Origin of the sequence: uncultured Allofournierella sp., assembly GCA_944382705.1 — a bacterium.
In the GTDB taxonomy this organism is placed as follows: domain Bacteria; phylum Bacillota; class Clostridia; order Oscillospirales; family Ruminococcaceae; genus Allofournierella.
Map to the genome: position 1 here is coordinate 66,770 of CALWNE010000016.1, position 14,847 is coordinate 81,616.

14 protein-coding genes are annotated in these 14,847 nt (G+C 53.6%); all 14 read right to left on the reverse strand.

The genetic code is table 11. From position 1 onward, the window contains the following. Nucleotides 1-61: 61 nt before the first annotated feature. The 14 genes from ACH2EM_RS02490 to ACH2EM_RS02555 all read right to left on the reverse strand — a co-directional run bounded on the left by ACH2EM_RS02490 (nucleotide 62) and on the right by ACH2EM_RS02555 (nucleotide 14,624). On the reverse strand, nucleotides 62-790 hold the full coding sequence (locus tag ACH2EM_RS02490; protein ID WP_395150488.1) for an acyl-ACP thioesterase domain-containing protein: 729 nt from the start codon (nucleotides 788-790) through the stop codon (nucleotides 62-64). A 211-nt stretch (nucleotides 791-1,001) separates the two neighbouring features. Next, nucleotides 1,002-2,240, reverse strand: coding sequence for a PotD/PotF family extracellular solute-binding protein (locus ACH2EM_RS02495; RefSeq protein WP_395150489.1), 1,239 nt, complete (start codon nucleotides 2,238-2,240; stop codon nucleotides 1,002-1,004). 18 nt (nucleotides 2,241-2,258) lie between these two features. Beyond that, the gene (locus ACH2EM_RS02500; RefSeq protein ID WP_395150491.1) at nucleotides 2,259-3,119 is read right to left on the reverse strand and encodes an ABC transporter permease; all 861 of its coding nucleotides are present in this window, start codon (nucleotides 3,117-3,119) and stop codon (nucleotides 2,259-2,261) included. After that, complete coding sequence (locus ACH2EM_RS02505; protein WP_395150492.1) at nucleotides 3,119-3,931, reverse strand: ABC transporter permease; 813 nt, start codon at nucleotides 3,929-3,931, stop codon at nucleotides 3,119-3,121. The genes ACH2EM_RS02500 and ACH2EM_RS02505 overlap by 1 nt, the downstream gene beginning before the upstream one ends. 3 nt (nucleotides 3,932-3,934) lie before the next feature. Further along, the gene (potA, locus tag ACH2EM_RS02510) at nucleotides 3,935-4,981 is read right to left on the reverse strand and encodes a spermidine/putrescine ABC transporter ATP-binding protein (RefSeq protein ID WP_395150493.1); all 1,047 of its coding nucleotides are present in this window, start codon (nucleotides 4,979-4,981) and stop codon (nucleotides 3,935-3,937) included. Between the two features lie 546 nt (nucleotides 4,982-5,527). Next, nucleotides 5,528-7,423 (reverse strand): ABC-F family ATP-binding cassette domain-containing protein, encoded by a 1,896-nt coding sequence (locus ACH2EM_RS02515; RefSeq protein WP_395150494.1) that lies wholly within the window; start codon nucleotides 7,421-7,423, stop codon nucleotides 5,528-5,530. A 1-nt stretch (nucleotide 7,424) separates the two neighbouring features. After that, the gene (locus ACH2EM_RS02520) at nucleotides 7,425-8,384 is read right to left on the reverse strand and encodes an alpha/beta hydrolase (RefSeq protein WP_395150495.1); all 960 of its coding nucleotides are present in this window, start codon (nucleotides 8,382-8,384) and stop codon (nucleotides 7,425-7,427) included. After that, complete coding sequence (locus ACH2EM_RS02525; RefSeq protein ID WP_395150496.1) at nucleotides 8,350-9,087, reverse strand: YjjG family noncanonical pyrimidine nucleotidase; 738 nt, start codon at nucleotides 9,085-9,087, stop codon at nucleotides 8,350-8,352. The genes ACH2EM_RS02520 and ACH2EM_RS02525 overlap by 35 nt, the downstream gene beginning before the upstream one ends. Nucleotides 9,088-9,094: 7 nt before the next feature. After that, nucleotides 9,095-9,280: a hypothetical protein gene (locus ACH2EM_RS02530; protein WP_395150497.1), complete on the reverse strand. Its 186-nt coding sequence runs from the start codon at nucleotides 9,278-9,280 to the stop codon at nucleotides 9,095-9,097. Between the two features lie 70 nt (nucleotides 9,281-9,350). Then, nucleotides 9,351-9,611 (reverse strand): hypothetical protein, encoded by a 261-nt coding sequence (locus ACH2EM_RS02535; RefSeq protein ID WP_395150498.1) that lies wholly within the window; start codon nucleotides 9,609-9,611, stop codon nucleotides 9,351-9,353. Nucleotides 9,612-9,683: 72 nt separating this feature from the next. Then, nucleotides 9,684-10,646 carry an NAD(P)H-dependent glycerol-3-phosphate dehydrogenase gene (locus ACH2EM_RS02540; protein ID WP_395150499.1) on the reverse strand — a complete coding sequence of 321 codons (963 nt, stop codon included), beginning with the start codon at nucleotides 10,644-10,646 and terminating at the stop codon, nucleotides 9,684-9,686. A gap of 108 nt (nucleotides 10,647-10,754) precedes the next feature. Further along, nucleotides 10,755-12,386 carry a GDSL-type esterase/lipase family protein gene (locus tag ACH2EM_RS02545; protein ID WP_395150500.1) on the reverse strand — a complete coding sequence of 544 codons (1,632 nt, stop codon included), beginning with the start codon at nucleotides 12,384-12,386 and terminating at the stop codon, nucleotides 10,755-10,757. A 41-nt stretch (nucleotides 12,387-12,427) separates the two neighbouring features. Next, complete coding sequence (locus ACH2EM_RS02550) at nucleotides 12,428-13,075, reverse strand: HAD hydrolase-like protein (RefSeq protein ID WP_395150501.1); 648 nt, start codon at nucleotides 13,073-13,075, stop codon at nucleotides 12,428-12,430. A gap of 142 nt (nucleotides 13,076-13,217) precedes the next feature. Then, complete coding sequence (locus ACH2EM_RS02555) at nucleotides 13,218-14,624, reverse strand: alanine/glycine:cation symporter family protein (protein WP_395150502.1); 1,407 nt, start codon at nucleotides 14,622-14,624, stop codon at nucleotides 13,218-13,220. Between the last annotated feature and the right edge of the window lie 223 nt (nucleotides 14,625-14,847).

Consider the following 14,847-nt stretch of genomic DNA (forward strand, 5'->3'; position numbering starts at 1 on the left):
CAGTTCTCAGCACGAGAACTGCGATTTATTGGGGGAGTTTTTATTTCTAAAGCGGGACCCTTTAAAACCCAAGATTTACTTCAAAGCAGCAGCCATTTTCATTGGTGCCGGTTACATACCAGTCCCCTGTTTCCAGCTCTCCCAGCTGCACCGCGCACTCCATGCCTGCTTTCAGCTCGTTGTGATAGCTAATCGTCATGTGGGTGATGGGGGCCCGCCGCAGCAGCTCCTGGGGCAAGGCATCACAGGCAATGTCTGCGTAGCGGCTGTTGTTCATGTGGCCGTTAATATCGCAGTAGGTATAGCTTGCACGGGCAACGCCTGCCGTTTGCAGCAAAGCAGCTTTTTGCATCTGCATAGAAAGCTGTTCCTCCACACTGTCTGCAAATCCAAGGCTCTGAAACGCCTCTGGCGCTTTACGAAGAATCCGGTGGCTTTGCAAATCTACTAAAACCCACCGGCTATCCACCAAACCAAGCACCGTTCCCTGTTCATCGGTAATGGTAGTAATGCGCTTATAGGTAGCCCGCCGGGCCATTTCCGGCTTTGTAACCAGATGGATGGTCTGGCCACAGCGGGGCACCTGGTTCCACACAAAGGCCATCTTTGCCATTAAGAAAACGGCTTGATTCGCCTGGTAAAACGCCTGATCCAACCCCAGCCCCATGCAGTGTTCGGTGGCTGCCTGCTGGGTTAAACGCAGCAGTACACCGGGCAGAATCCAGCCGTTCCAATCACAGTCAATTTCCGCCAGCTTATGGGTTGCCACATACTGTTCCATTCTTTCCATTCTCGTTTTCCCCTTTGTGTTTGTTGTTTTTATTGTAACACGATTGACCACACTTTGCACCCCCCATTGCAATGAGCAGACCTTGCTGCCTTGCAGATTTTTTCATGGTACATTGCGCAAAATCTCCCCCTCTTTGCCCAGCTCAGGCAAAAAGGGGGAGGTTTTTTAAATCGATTCAGTGAGCCCTGCAAAAGTACAGGTGCAGCAAGTTTTAGTACAGTTCCTTGCGCTTTTTGCGGACACGACGCCGCCAGATGTTAAAGCAGGTCATGGCAATGGCCAGCAGCAAAAACACCGGAATTACCCAGCCGCCGCCGCTTTCATCGTAGCTTTTCATGTCGCTCCATGCGGTGTCCATGGCAGCATTGATTTCATCCGGCAGGGAGATAAAGGTTTCGGTATTGGCCAAAACCTCCTCACTGGGGTATGCAATGGGATTGTTGGCCAGCTCCTCCGGCAGCATTTCCTGAACTGCCTCAATGGGGGTGGAGTAACCAATAAACGTACAGTTTGCATAGCCTACATCCGGCTCGCACATGAAGTTAATGAACATTTCCGCAGCTTCTTTATTCTGGCTGCCCTTAGGAATGCAAAGGGCATCCACAAAGTAGTTGGTGCCTTCCTTGGGAATGACAAAATCCAAGTCCGGATTTTCCTCCATCATCACCAAAGCATCGCCAGCATAGTAAGGAGCCAGGGCAGCTTCGCCGCCCTCCATCTTATCAAAGATTTCGTCCATTACATAGGCTTGCACCAGTGCCTTTTGCTCTTTCAGCTCACGGGCAATGATGTCCACCTCTTCCTGGCTGGTGGGATTCATGCTCATGCCAAGCTTGCGGGCTGCAATGGCAAATGCATCGCGGCTGTTGTTGAACATCAGAATGGAGTTTGCATAGCGGGCATCCCACATGGCCTCCCAGGAATCGGGAGCTTCTTCCACCATGGTCTTGTTGTATACCAGACCCACCACGCCCCAGGTATAAGGCACACTGTACTGATCCTGAGGGTCGTAGCTTTGGCCACGGTACTCCTGGCCAATCAGGGCAGCATTGGGAATGTTATCAAAGTTCAGGGGCTCCAGCATATCTTCCTTAATCATCTTGCCAATCATGTAGTCACTGGGCACGATGATGTCGTAGTTGGCTCCGCCGCCCTTCATCTTTGCATACAGGCTTTCGTTTGTGTCGTAGGTGGTGTAGTTCACATCAATGCCGGTAAGCTGCTCAAAGGCTTCCACCACATCCACACTTTCGTCACTGCCGTCCGAGATGTACAAACCCCAGTTGTATACATTCAGTTTTACACCCTTACCTTGAAAGCGGGTCCAGTCGTAGTCGCCGGATACAGTAATTTCCTCGTTCACCACGATGGGCTCTGCCGCTGCTGCGGGCAAAGCTGTCATTCCTGCTGCAACCAGAACGCTCAGCAGCAGACAAGTGAATTTTTTCATTGCACTCTCCTTTTTGAATCAGCGTTTTTCTCTGGTTTTGCGGTAACTGCGGCCCTCCACATAATTGCTCACCAGAATAATCACCAGAATTGCCACAAACATAATGGTGGACAAGGCGTTGATTTCCGGGCTGACCTTTTTACGGGTCATGCTGTAAATGGCAATGGGCAGGGTTTGCAGGGTGCCGCAGCTGAAATAGGAGATGATAAAATCATCGATGGAATAAGTCAGGCTGATGAGAAAAGCCGACAGAATGGCCGGCATCAGCTCGGGCAGAACCACCTTGAAAAATGCCTGCTTGGGATTGCAGCCCAAATCCAGGGCAGCTTCGTAGATGCGCACATCCATCTGCCGCAGCTTGGGGCTTACATTAAAAATTACATAGGGCACGCAAAAGGTAATGTGTGCAATCAGCAGGGTGCCAATGCCAAAGATATTCTCCGGCAAAATCTGCAAAAATTCCGGAATGGCAGCCGCGGTATTAAACCAGCGGGCAAAATTTACATACACCACAAACAGCAGCATCAGCGAAACACCGGTAATAATTTCCGGGTTTACCACCGGCATATAGCTGACGGTGTTGATGGCACTTTGCAGCCGCTTGTTCATGCCGCTGATGCCCAGGGAGGCCATTACGCCAAGCAAAGTGGCCACCGTGGCAGCAATAAATGCCACCACAAGGCTGAGTGCCAGAGCATCCAGAATCATGCTGTTTTCAAACAGGCTCTTGTACCACTTCAGGGTGAAGCCGGTAAACAGGGTTCGGCTTTTGCTTTCGTTAAAGCTGAACACAATCATAACCGCAATGGGCACATACAAAAAGGAAAAAATCAAACATACATAGGCCTTTTGCAAGGCATGCAGATGGGTACTTTTCATTACACGACCCCCTCCATATCCTCGTCATCAAAGCTGTTGGTAAAGCTCATGCACAGCAGCACAATTACCATCAGCACCAAGCTCATGGCGCTTCCCAGGTTGTAGTTGTAGCTGTTGCCCAGGAATTGCAGCTCAATCAAATCGCCAATGAGCAGGTTGGAACCGCCGCCCAGCATACGGCTGATAATAAAGGTAGAAACACTGGGCACAAATACCATGGTGATGCCGGTGGCAATGCCAGGGCTGGACAACGGAATCAGCACCTTGGTAAGCGTTTTCAAGGTACCTGCCCCCAAATCCTGCGCTGCTTCAATTACACTGTCATCGATTTTGGTCATAACCGTGTACAAGGGCAGAATCATATAGGGCAAAAAGTTGTAGACCATGCCCAGCACCACCGCACCGGTGGTGTTAATCATCTGAAAAGGGCCAAGGCCAATGTAGCCCAGCAGCCGGTTGATGATGCCGTTGTTTTCCAGCAGGCTCATCCAGGCATAGGTGCGCAGCAAAAAGTTCATCCACATGGGCAGCATCACCAGCATCAGCATGATTTTTTGCTTGGAAGCGCGCAGCCGGGACAAAAAGTAGCTTACCGGAAAGCTAAGCACCAGGCAAATCAGCGTGGCAATGGTAGCCAGAATCAGGCTGCGGGCAAATACCGAGCTGTACCGGCCAATGGTCATGAGGTTTTGCAGGGTAAAGCGGCCGGACTGGTCGGTCATGGCGTAGTACACCACAATGGCCAGAGGGGCAGCAATAAAGAATATCATCCAGATGAGGTACGGTGCGGAAAGTCTTTTTTTGCGAATCATGGCTCAACCCTCCGAACGGCGCATGATGTGGATTTCGTCCGGGCCGATGCACATGCCAATCAGCTCGCCGGGCTCGCTGGCCTGGGTGGAATGGATAATCCACTCGTAACCGGCCTGCTCCACATGCATCTCGTAATGCACGCCTTTAAAAATCACATCCTTTACCACACCGGTCAGCTGGCCTTGGATGGCGGGCACCACCCGGATATCCTCGGGGCGTACCACCACCTGAACCAATTCGTTGTGGGCAAAGCCCTTATCCACACAGGCAAATTCATTGCCTGCAAACTCCACGCAGAAATCCCGCAGCATGATGGCATCAATGATGTTGCTCTCGCCAATAAACGATGCCACAAAGGCGTTTTCCGGCTCGTTGTAAATATCAATGGGGCTGCCAATCTGCTGAATGTTGCCGTCCTTCATAACCACCACCGTGTCCGACATGGTGAGGGCTTCTTCCTGGTCGTGGGTAACATAAATGAAGGTGATATTCATGGCCTGCTGCAAACGCTTGAGCTCCAGCTGCATCTCTTTGCGCAGCTTCAAATCCAGAGCGCCCAAAGGCTCATCCAGCAGCAGCACACGGGGATGGTTCACAAGACCCCGGGCAATGGCCACACGCTGCTGCTGACCGCCGGACAGGTTGGTGGTGCTGCGGCGTTCAAACCCTTTCAGGCCCACTACCTCCAGCATTTCCAGTACCCGGCTGCGGATTTCTTTTTCATCCATCTTTTTGAGCCGCAGACCGAAGGCAATGTTTTCGTACACATTCAGGTGCGGAAACAAAGCATACTTCTGGAACACCGTGTTCACCTGACGCTTATAGGGCGGCAGGTTGGTAATTTCCTGTCCATCAAAAAAAACATTGCCGGAATTAGGCTGAACAAATCCACCAATGACACGGAGGGTTGTGGTTTTTCCGCAGCCGGAAGGCCCCAGAAAGGTTACAAACTCCTTGTCGTGGATGTTCAAAGACAAACCATTCAACACCGGTTCATCATCAAAGCCTACCACAATGTTTTTCAACGATACAATTTCATTCATTTTCATGCATCCCCCTTTGCGGAATTTCCTGTGGTCTCTCACCACAGTCAACGCCAATGTTGCCGCCCCGCAAAAGGTTTGTTACACTGCCGGATGGGCAGCTACAGCGGTACATACAGCGTCAATAACATTTTACAAATTTCCAGCCGGACCCCCAGCGGAAATTTCCGCCAAAAGACCGGCCATTTTCGTGCAGCATGGGTTCGCCATGCCTTTAGATGCAACGCACAAATTGTACTATACCTTTTTCCACCTCTAATGTCAAGCAAATTATCTTAAAAAATCGGTAAATATCCGAATATACCCCATTGGGCCGTTAAAATTCCTTTTTTAACCGGCCTTTTTTATAAAATTCTCTGTTTTGCTCTAATTTCCTCTTATTTAGAGCAGTTTCCTTGCTGAATACCGGTTGGGAGCACCCTCCTTGTTTGGTGCAAAAGACAAACAGTTTGCTTTTTATCAAAAAACACCCCCTGTCCGCCGCCTGCGCACCGGACAAAAGGGAGTGTATAACATTTGCTAAAATCGGTTTTGTGCAGAAAAAGCAATCCATCAGCCTTCCTGCTGCTCGTACTGTTCCTGTTCTTCCAGCAGGCGTTCCCACTCATCAAACAGCTCCTGCTGACGGAATCGGCTGTCGTCCAGTTCGTCGCATTTTTCCCGCAGCAGCAGATGATCCCGCAGCACTTCCGGCTGGGCAATTTCATTTTCCAGCTCTACAATGCGGGCACCCAGCTCCTCGATTTCCTGCTCCACCGCCTTAATGCGGCTGCGCAGTTCTGCACGGCGGCGGCGCTGCTCCTTGCCGTAGGCGGGCTTGGAGGGAGCCTTCTCCTCCTTTGCAGGCAAACTATCCGCCTGCGCCGCCTGGCTGTGGTGCATCATTTTATCGTAGCTTTCGTACATCACTGCCTTTCCATTTTCTATATACAAAATCGGGCAATCCAGGCTGTTCATCAGGTAGCGGTCGTGGGTGACCATTACCAAAGTGCCCTCATAAGCCATAAGGGCTTTGGTCAGGCTTTCACGGGTGTAGATATCCAGATGGTTGGTAGGCTCGTCCAAAAACAGCAGGTTGGGCCGTTCCAGCACAATTTCCGAAAAACGCAGTCTTGCCTGCTCGCCACCGGAAAGCTGGGTGCACTCCTTAAAGACCTCCTCCCCCCGGAACCCAAACCGTGCCAGGTGGCTGCGCACCTCCAGTTCGGTAAAACGGGGCCACTGGTCCCACACTGCATCGATTACACGGCCGGCACGGCGCATCTGCTGCTGCTCAAACACGCTGGGCTTTGCACCTGCGCCCAACCGCACCATGCCGCCAGAAGGCTTGCGCCGCCCGGTAAGCACCTGCATCAGGGTGGATTTGCCGGCGCCGTTGGGGCCTGCAATCACCAGCCGCTGCCCCCGCAGCACCTGAAGGCTGAAGGGCTCCAGGAGCGTCCGCTCTCCAATTTTGACGCACAGGTCTTTCAGGGTGAGCAGTTCTTTGTAAGGGCTTACATCAAACTCAAAGCGGAACTCCAGCATCTGGGGGCCGGTGCGGGGTTTTTCGGTAATTTCCATCTTTTCCAACTGTTTGCGGCGGCTCTGGGCCATTTTGGTGGTGGAGGCCCGCACAATGTTGCGGGCGATGTAATCCTCCAGCTTTTGCACCTTGGCCTGATCTGCCTCGTACTGCTTTTGCTGCAAAGCCACTGCGGCTTCTTTCTGGGGCAGATAGGCACTGAAATTTCCCTTGTAGCTGGTAAGAGTTTGGGCCTCCACCTCCCAGATTCGGGTACAGATGGCATCCAGGAAGTAGCGGTCATGGCTTACCACCAGCACTGCCCCTGCATAACCTTTCAGGTACTCCTCCAGCCACTCCATGGTGGCAAAGTCCAGATGGTTGGTAGGCTCGTCCAAAATCAGCACATCCGGCCGCTGCAGCAGCAGCTTGGCCAGGCGCAGACGGGTGTTTTCGCCGCCGGAGAGCACCGCCACCCCTTTTTCGTAGGTTTCGGGGCCAAACCCCATGCCGCTGAGCACCTTTTTAATCTGCACATCCATATTGTAGCCATCCGCTGCATCCACCACAGCGGAAAGCCGGGCATGCTGTTCCAGCAGCTGGCTATCGTGGGGGGCCGCTTCCAGCTTGCGCTCCACAATCTGCATCTGAGCCATGGCTTCCAGCACCGGCTGGTAGGCCCGGCGCATTTCGCCGTATACATCCAGATGGGGGTCCAGCTGACTGTTCTGCTCCAGATAGCCCAGGGTTACCCGCCGGCCCAGCTGATATTCGCCCTCATCGGGCAGGTATTCACCGCAGAGCAGCTTTAGCAGGGTGGTTTTGCCGGCACCGTTTTCGCCCACAATGCCAATTCGCTCTCCCTGCTCCACTGTGGCGTCAATGTGTTCCAGTACCACCGTATCGCCAAAGCTTTTTCCTAAATTTTGCAATGATATGAGCATATTATTCTTTCGTTGTTCCCTTCTGTTCCAATCGTTTGTTCAGCCAGACCAGCACATCCTGGTACACCTGCTGACGGTTGGTTTCGTTGAGCATTTCGTGACGGCCGCCGGGGTAAAGGGTCATGTGGAGATCCCGCACTCCGGCCCGCTGCAGCAGCCGCAGCACCTGGCGCACCCCTCTGCCATAGTTGCCTACCGGGTCCGCATCCCCTGCAAACAGCCATACCGGGAGCCCTTTTGGAATGCGATTGGCCCAGCTTTGACTGCTTACGGTACGCAGGGTACAAAATAGCTCGTGCCAGGCACTCACCGTAAACAAAAAGGTGCACTTAGGGTCGGCTGCATAGGCTGCAATAACCTGGCTGTCCCTGCTAATCCAGTCGTGGGGTGTGTTCGCATCGGGAATACGGCTCAGGTAGCCACCGGAGGCAAGCCGATTCACCAGGGGAGAAATATAGGCAGGCCCTCTGGTTTTTGCCAGCCACCAGGTAAGGCCAATGCCCACGCCCACCAAAGGATTAGGCCCGGCAGTACCGCTTAAAATCAGGCCATCCACCGACTGGGGATACTCTACTGCAAACCAGCGGGCAAAAAAGCTGCCCATGCTGTGGCCCAGCAAAAACACCGGCAGGCCAGGGTACCGGCTGCGAGCCAGGTCGTTCATGGTTTTTAAGTCTTTCAGCACAAAATACCGGCCATCCTTTGGGGCAAAATATCCATTTATTCCCTGCTTGCCACTGGTTTGGCCGTGGCCCAGGTGGTCGTTTACGCACACCACAAACCCATGCCGGGCCAGAAAGTGCGCAAAATCCCGGTAGCGGGTGCCATATTCGCACATACCATGGCTGATTTGCACCACCGCCCGCGGGGTGGAATCGGCTGCGGTGTAAAACACAGCCGAAACTGTATCTACCCCATTGCTGCTTTTAAAACTGGTGTTTTCGATGTTTAACTCCCACATTTTGCAGTTCGTCCTCCTCCATAACAATGGCGTACAGCTCGTTCAAATTGTGAATGATGTAATCCGGCTTGTCCTTTTCTGGTTCGGGCTGGTTGGTGAAGTTGCACCAGCAGGTGGCAATGCCTGCATTTTTGCCGCCCTTGATGTCTGCGCTCAAGCTATCGCCCACCATTAAAATTTTGTCCCGTTGTTCCACGCCCAAGGTTTTAATGGCCTGGTCAAAAAAGCGGCGGCTGGGTTTTTCGCAGCCCATCTGCTCCGAAACAAACACCTCGTCCATATACTCAAACAAGTGGGAATCTCGCAGTCGGCTGCTCTGCACCTGCGTCACACCATTGGAAGCAACTGCCAGCGTGGCCACTTCCGCCAGCTCCCGTACTGTTTCCAGTGCACCGGGCATGGTATCGGCATGGCTGCCCAGCTGCCCCAGATAAAACCGGTTCATCTCTGCCGGGCTGCCTTTGGCATCCAGCTGTTTCAAAAATCGGGCAAACCGCTCTACCAGCAGCTTATCCCGTTTAATCTGGCCTTTTTCCAACGCTGCCCACAATTCTTTGTTGATGCTTCTGTAAAGGTCCTGGGTTTCCTGGTCGGTGGGGAGAGAAAATTTCTCCAGAGTTTCCAGCAGTGCCTTTCGTTCCGCTGCCTCAAAATCCAGCAGTGTTCCATCCAAATCAAAAAATATGCAATGATAATATGCCATGGGTATCTTATACTCCCTTATTGGTTTGATTGTTCGCCCTTGTTGGCTGGGTTTGCAGCGTTTTTCGCCACTGCCCAAAGCCAATTGCGGCAACTTCTTTATTATCCTTTATTCCTGCGGGTTCGTCAAGCTGACAGGCAGCTTCTGTTTTTGTAAAAAATCCTGATTTGCCCAGCCCCTGCCCATTGCGCACAAAAAGCGGAGCCGCCCTATTGGCAGCTCCGCTTTGGCAGATGTCCGCCAGCGCTATGGAGCAGCTCGGCTCAGAGGTCTACAATGGTGTAGTCATCCGTCTGGGCAGTTTGCTCCTGGCTGGTATCTCCGCAGCTGCACTGGGGGTCTGGGTCGGGGCAAATGGGGTCATCGCTTTCATCGGTTCTGCACCCGAAAAAAATCGTTCCTTCCCGATGGCTGACTTGTTCGCCCCAATCGAAATCGTAGTAATCCACGCTTCCATCGGTTACATCCTCGTCCCCGGTTACGCTGGTCATCATGCGCCATTCGGCCGTGGTTTCTTCGTACATAGCTAAAACACCTCCCTTGCTGCCAGTGTATGTGCAGGGGAGGTGTTTTGTGCAAGCCTCAAAGGGCCATTATCAGTAGTCGAATTCGCCCTTTACGGTGCGCTGGAACAGTAAGGGCAAGCACTCCTGTGCACTGCGGCCTTCATAAATCATGTTATACACGGTTCGGCAGATAGGCAGTTCCACCTGGTATTCTTCCCCCAGCTGCACCAGGGCCTTTACCGTTGCAACGCCTTCTGCCAGCTGCTGGAAGGGCTCGTTTTTCACAAAACTCTCGCCAAAGCGGCGGTTGTGGCTATGGGCAGAAAAAAGAGTTGCCTCATAATCGCCCAGATGGCACAGGCCATAAGCCGAAAGCTCATTGCCCCCCATGGCACGAATCAGGCGGGCAATCTCCCGGGCACCCCGTGCCATTAGGGCACCTTTCAAACTTGTGTAGCCAATGCCATCCAGCATACCTGCTGCAATGCCAATCACATTTTTTGCTGCGGCTCCCACCTCGGTGCCAATCAAATCCCGCCCCTTGTACAGCCGAATCAAATCGCTGCTAAGGCCATCTACAATGGCATCGGTGGTGGCCGCATCGGCAGAATCCACCACCATGCAGTTTGGCACGCCTGCGGCAAAGTCCTGTACATGGCCAGGGCCTACCCAAACCGCCGTGTGCACCGACTGATGCAGTTCTTCTTCAAACACCTGGGTGAGCCGCTTTCCTGTTTCGGCCTCGATGCCTTTCATGCACAGGATAAAGGTTTTGCCTTCTACCGCAAACGCATCAATCTGGCGGGCCAGGCTGCGAAGCTGCTGGGCGCTGATGGAGATTACCACCACCTGAGCCCAGGCCAGAGCCTCCTGAAGATTTTGTGTCAGCTGAAGGGATTCAGGCAGAGTAAGATAACTGTTTTTCCGCTCCTTCATCAGCTGCTCCATGCTTTGGGAGCCAGGGCGGCCCCAGAGCACCACCTCATTGCGAGCACTGTGATAGCTGGCCAAAAAGGTTCCCCATCGGCCACATCCTAACACGGTAAGTTTCATGGTGTTCTCCTTTCCTGGTTACAAAAAGCCGCCCTGAGGGCAGGGCGGCTTGAAGATGCCTGTTGCAGACTGTACGCACTTTACCACCGCTGTCTGCCAATTGAATTGTTACTCTCCTGCCGACTCCTGCTCTACATCCCCCTGCTGGTTGTTTTCGGGGGAATCCGTAGAAGGCTGCGATACCTCCGGCGTGGGGGTGGGAGTAGGATCAGGGGTAGGTGTTGGGGTGGGTGTAGGCGTTGCAGTAGGTGCCTTGGTGGGTGCGGGGGTAGGCGCCTTGGTGGGGGTAGGCGTAGGCGTTGCAGTAGGTGCCGGGCTGGGTGTAGGGGTTGCCTTGGGCTCTACCTTGAGGGTAAACTCCGCAGTGGTAATGCGGCCATTGTGGGTCAGTTTGATTTTAATGGTGTGGGTGCCTTCCGACCAGTTATCCTGGCTGTAAAACTGACCCTGCCCTGCATCTGCGCCATCCACAGTCCACTGAATATCGTTTACATTGCCATCGCTGCCCACCAGCACAGCATTCAACGCAAAGGACTCGCCCGCAGTGATGGTGGCAGATGTGCCTTCCTTAAAGCTAATCTTCATCTTTGCACTGAACATCGCCGTTACATTGACATTCTGCTTAAAGTTTTTGTCGGTACGGGTGGCATTGGTATTGCCATCGCTCCACTTTACAAACTCATAGCCTTCATCGGCTACTGCCTTTACTGTAACGCTGTCCTTGCTGGTCAGGTCTTCATAGCGGATGCTGGTTTTGCCGCTGTTGTCTCCGCTGGTGAGGGTGCCGCCCACATTCTTTTCCACATTGTACTGGGCAGTGAAGGTCTCACCGGTTGGGGTGGCACTGGGCTGGCTGCTGCCCTGGGTATTGGTCTGCTTGCTGCGGGTGGGAATGTTGCTGGTATCGGGGCGGCGGTCTTCGGTGCCTTCGTAAGCATGGGTACGGGCGTAATCCATAATGCTTGTGAGTGCATCCTTTTTCAGGTGAATGTCCCCTGCCTGGTAGTATTGGGCCTTGCCGTACCCGGTGGAAGCATCCAGCAGGGTTTCGGTAATATCCAAAAATTTATAGCCCTCATCCTTACACATCTGAGCCAAAGCCTGGTTGAAGTCGTTGATGGTTTCCTGGCTGATGTTGGGATAGTTGCTGTGATCCTCCGGAATGGGGGGTACAGCGGCCACAATCACATCACAATAAGGATATGCCTCGGTAATGGCTTTTAATGCACTTGCATAGCTTTCTGCAAAACTGCTGGCAGAGTTGCCCTCGTTTGCATTGTTGGTACCCATCATCACCACAATACGCCGGGGCTTCATCATGGCAATGGCCTGCGGAATGGTGTAAGCGTTGGTGTCATTTTTAAAGTAGATGGACTGATCGGTTGTAAGCTGCTCAATGGTAAGTCCTTCCACGCCCAGAACCTGGTCCAAACTAAGCAGACCATACCGATGGTACCGCTCGGTGTTGGAGTCGCCCACAAAAATGGTTTCGTTGATGTAAGACTTGCCTGCATCCTCTGTTTGTGCCAGAACGGTATCTCCGTACAGGCTGGAGTCAAAGGTGTTTTCCACCAAAACCGAACCACTGCTACTGCCGGAATTGGAGTTTTGGGACGCAGACTTGCCCACCACCACAGCCACCACCGAGGTAGTAAGGATGATGGCCAGCAGACAAACGGCTAATACGATTGCTGCTTGTTTTTGTTTCAGTGTAAGAGATCCCTTGTTGTCCTTCGCCATGGATCTTCCTCCTTAAATGCTTTCATTGGGTGGCCACCCGGTTACAGGCCCAGGATATGCCGGGTCAAATCCTGACAGGTTTCTGCCAAGCACCAGGGCGCAAAGGGCTCCAGCTCCTGCCGGCTGCCGTAGCCATAGAGCACCGCCGCTGCGGTAACGCCGCAATCGGCAGCACCCTTCATGTCATCTTTGCGGTCGCCTACCATCAACACACGGGCACCCTGCAATTCCGGCCGGGCCAGCACCTGCTGCATTACAGCAGTTTTGGTGTCCACACTCTTATCCTGGCTTGCACCGCCCACAAAGGTAAAGTACTCCAAAAGGCCCTGCTCCTTCAGAATTGGTGTTACCACCACAGTGGGCTTGGAAGTAGCTGTATACAGCTTGATGCCCTGGCCTTTAAGCTGCTCCAGCATCTCCCGAACGCCGGGGTAAACCATGCACTGATGGCAGCCTTCCTTTTCGTATTGGGTGCGGTAGATATCTACCATTTTTTCCACCGTCGCCTCGTCGGAAAAATGCTCCCCAAAGCTGCGGCGCAGCGGCGGACCCAAATAGCGGGTCAAATCGATCCCAGCAGGGTCAATGCCCATCTGCCGGAAAGTATATTCCATGGTTGCCAAAATTCCGGGACTGGAATGAATCAAGGTTCCGTCCACATCAAACAGCACTGCATCAAATTGTGCCACAGTATCCACCAACCTTACACGCAATTTTGACCATTATACCATTTTTTTGCGCCGGGAACAATCCAGCAATTTGTTTTTACAAAAAATTCAAGTAAAAAGAGCCGTCTGCCACAGCCCTTAACAGGCAGCAGACGGCTCTTTTTCAGGCTTGTGTACTTTTCTTGGCGGCAAAGTACCGGCGCGTTTCTCGGAACACCTGGGGCGAAAGCCAGAGCACTGCCACCAGGTTGGGCAGCGCCATCAGCCCATTGAAGTTATCGCTGAGCTGCCATACCAGATCCAGCTGAGCTACACAGCCCACCACAATGCCCCCAATATAGATTGCTTTATAATAAGGTAAGGCCTTGGGCCCGAATACATACTCCACCGCCCGTTCCCCGTAATAGCTCCAGCCCAGAAGGGTGGAAAAGGCAAACAGCAGCAGCGAAAGCGCAATCAATCCGCCCCCAAGAGGGCCAAACACGGTACGGAAGGCATCGGCTGTGAGGGCGGCTCCATTGGGCACTCCCTCCAGCTGGCCCAACTGCCAGGCTGTGCTGTAACGCTGGGTATCGTATACGCCGGAACAAAGGATGGCAAGGGCGGTAAGCAGGCACATAAACAGGGTGTCCACCACCACCTCAAAAATCCCCCACATTCCCTGTTCCACCGGCTGGGCCGCAGCGGCAGAGTTTGCCATGACCGAGGAACCAAGCCCCGCTTCGTTGGAGCTTACCCCACGGGCCACGCCAATGCGCATGGCCTGGGATACGCCATAGCCGGCCATGCCCCCTGCCCCTGCCTGCCAGGAAAAGGCTTCCCGAAAAATCAACCCGAACACATGGGGCAGCTGCTGATAATTTACAAGCACCACCCAAAGGGCTGCACCGGTGTAAGCCAAAGCCATAAACGGCACAATGGCCTCGGTCATACGGCTTACCCGCTGAATGCCGCCCCGAATGGCAAAAGTCACCGCTGCTGCCACAACCAGGCCGGTAAGAAGAGGCGGCACGCCGAAGGCATCCTGCAAGCCGGTTGCAATGGAGTTGGCCTGGGCCATGTCTCCCATTCCCAGCGACCCCAGAATGCACAGCAGACTGAACAGCACCGCCAACCAGCGGCAGCCCAGCCCCTGTTCAATGTAGAACATAGCACCGCCTATGGGCTCACCCTTGGCACTTTTGCCCCTGTAAAGCCCTGCCAGCACATTTTCGGCATAGCCGGTCATGGTGCCCAACAGCGCACTCACCCACATCCAGAACACAGCGCCGGGCCCGCCGGAAGCCAGCGCTGTGGCCACTCCTGCAATATTGCCGGTGCCCAAGGTTGCTGCCAGCGCGGTGCACGCAGACTGAAAACTGGTTACACCGGTTCCCGGTTCTTTGCGATGGCGCAGGGCCTGCCCCATCGTAGTTTCCCACCAAAGCCTGACCCGCCGAAGCTGAAATCCCCCAGTCCCCACGGTGAACACAAGGCCGGCCGCTGCCAGCAGGCCAATGGTGGCCGGGCCCCAGGCCAAAGGGGCCAGCCAGCTGTCCAGCTGCTGCAAACCTTCGCTTATCCAATCCATCCCTGATGCTCCTCCTTTACACCGGCCCACCAGCCTGCTCTGCGTGCATTGCCGACCGGAGCGGTTGATTTATTACCAACACTGTATGCAGCAGCCCGTCCCACAAGAACCAAAACTGACATACCAGCGGGTTGCAGGGCTGCTGCGGCCAGGGCAGCTATTTACAAACACAACAAAAAGGGTGCACACCAGAAGGTGCGCACCCTTTTTGCCCGCCAGCCAT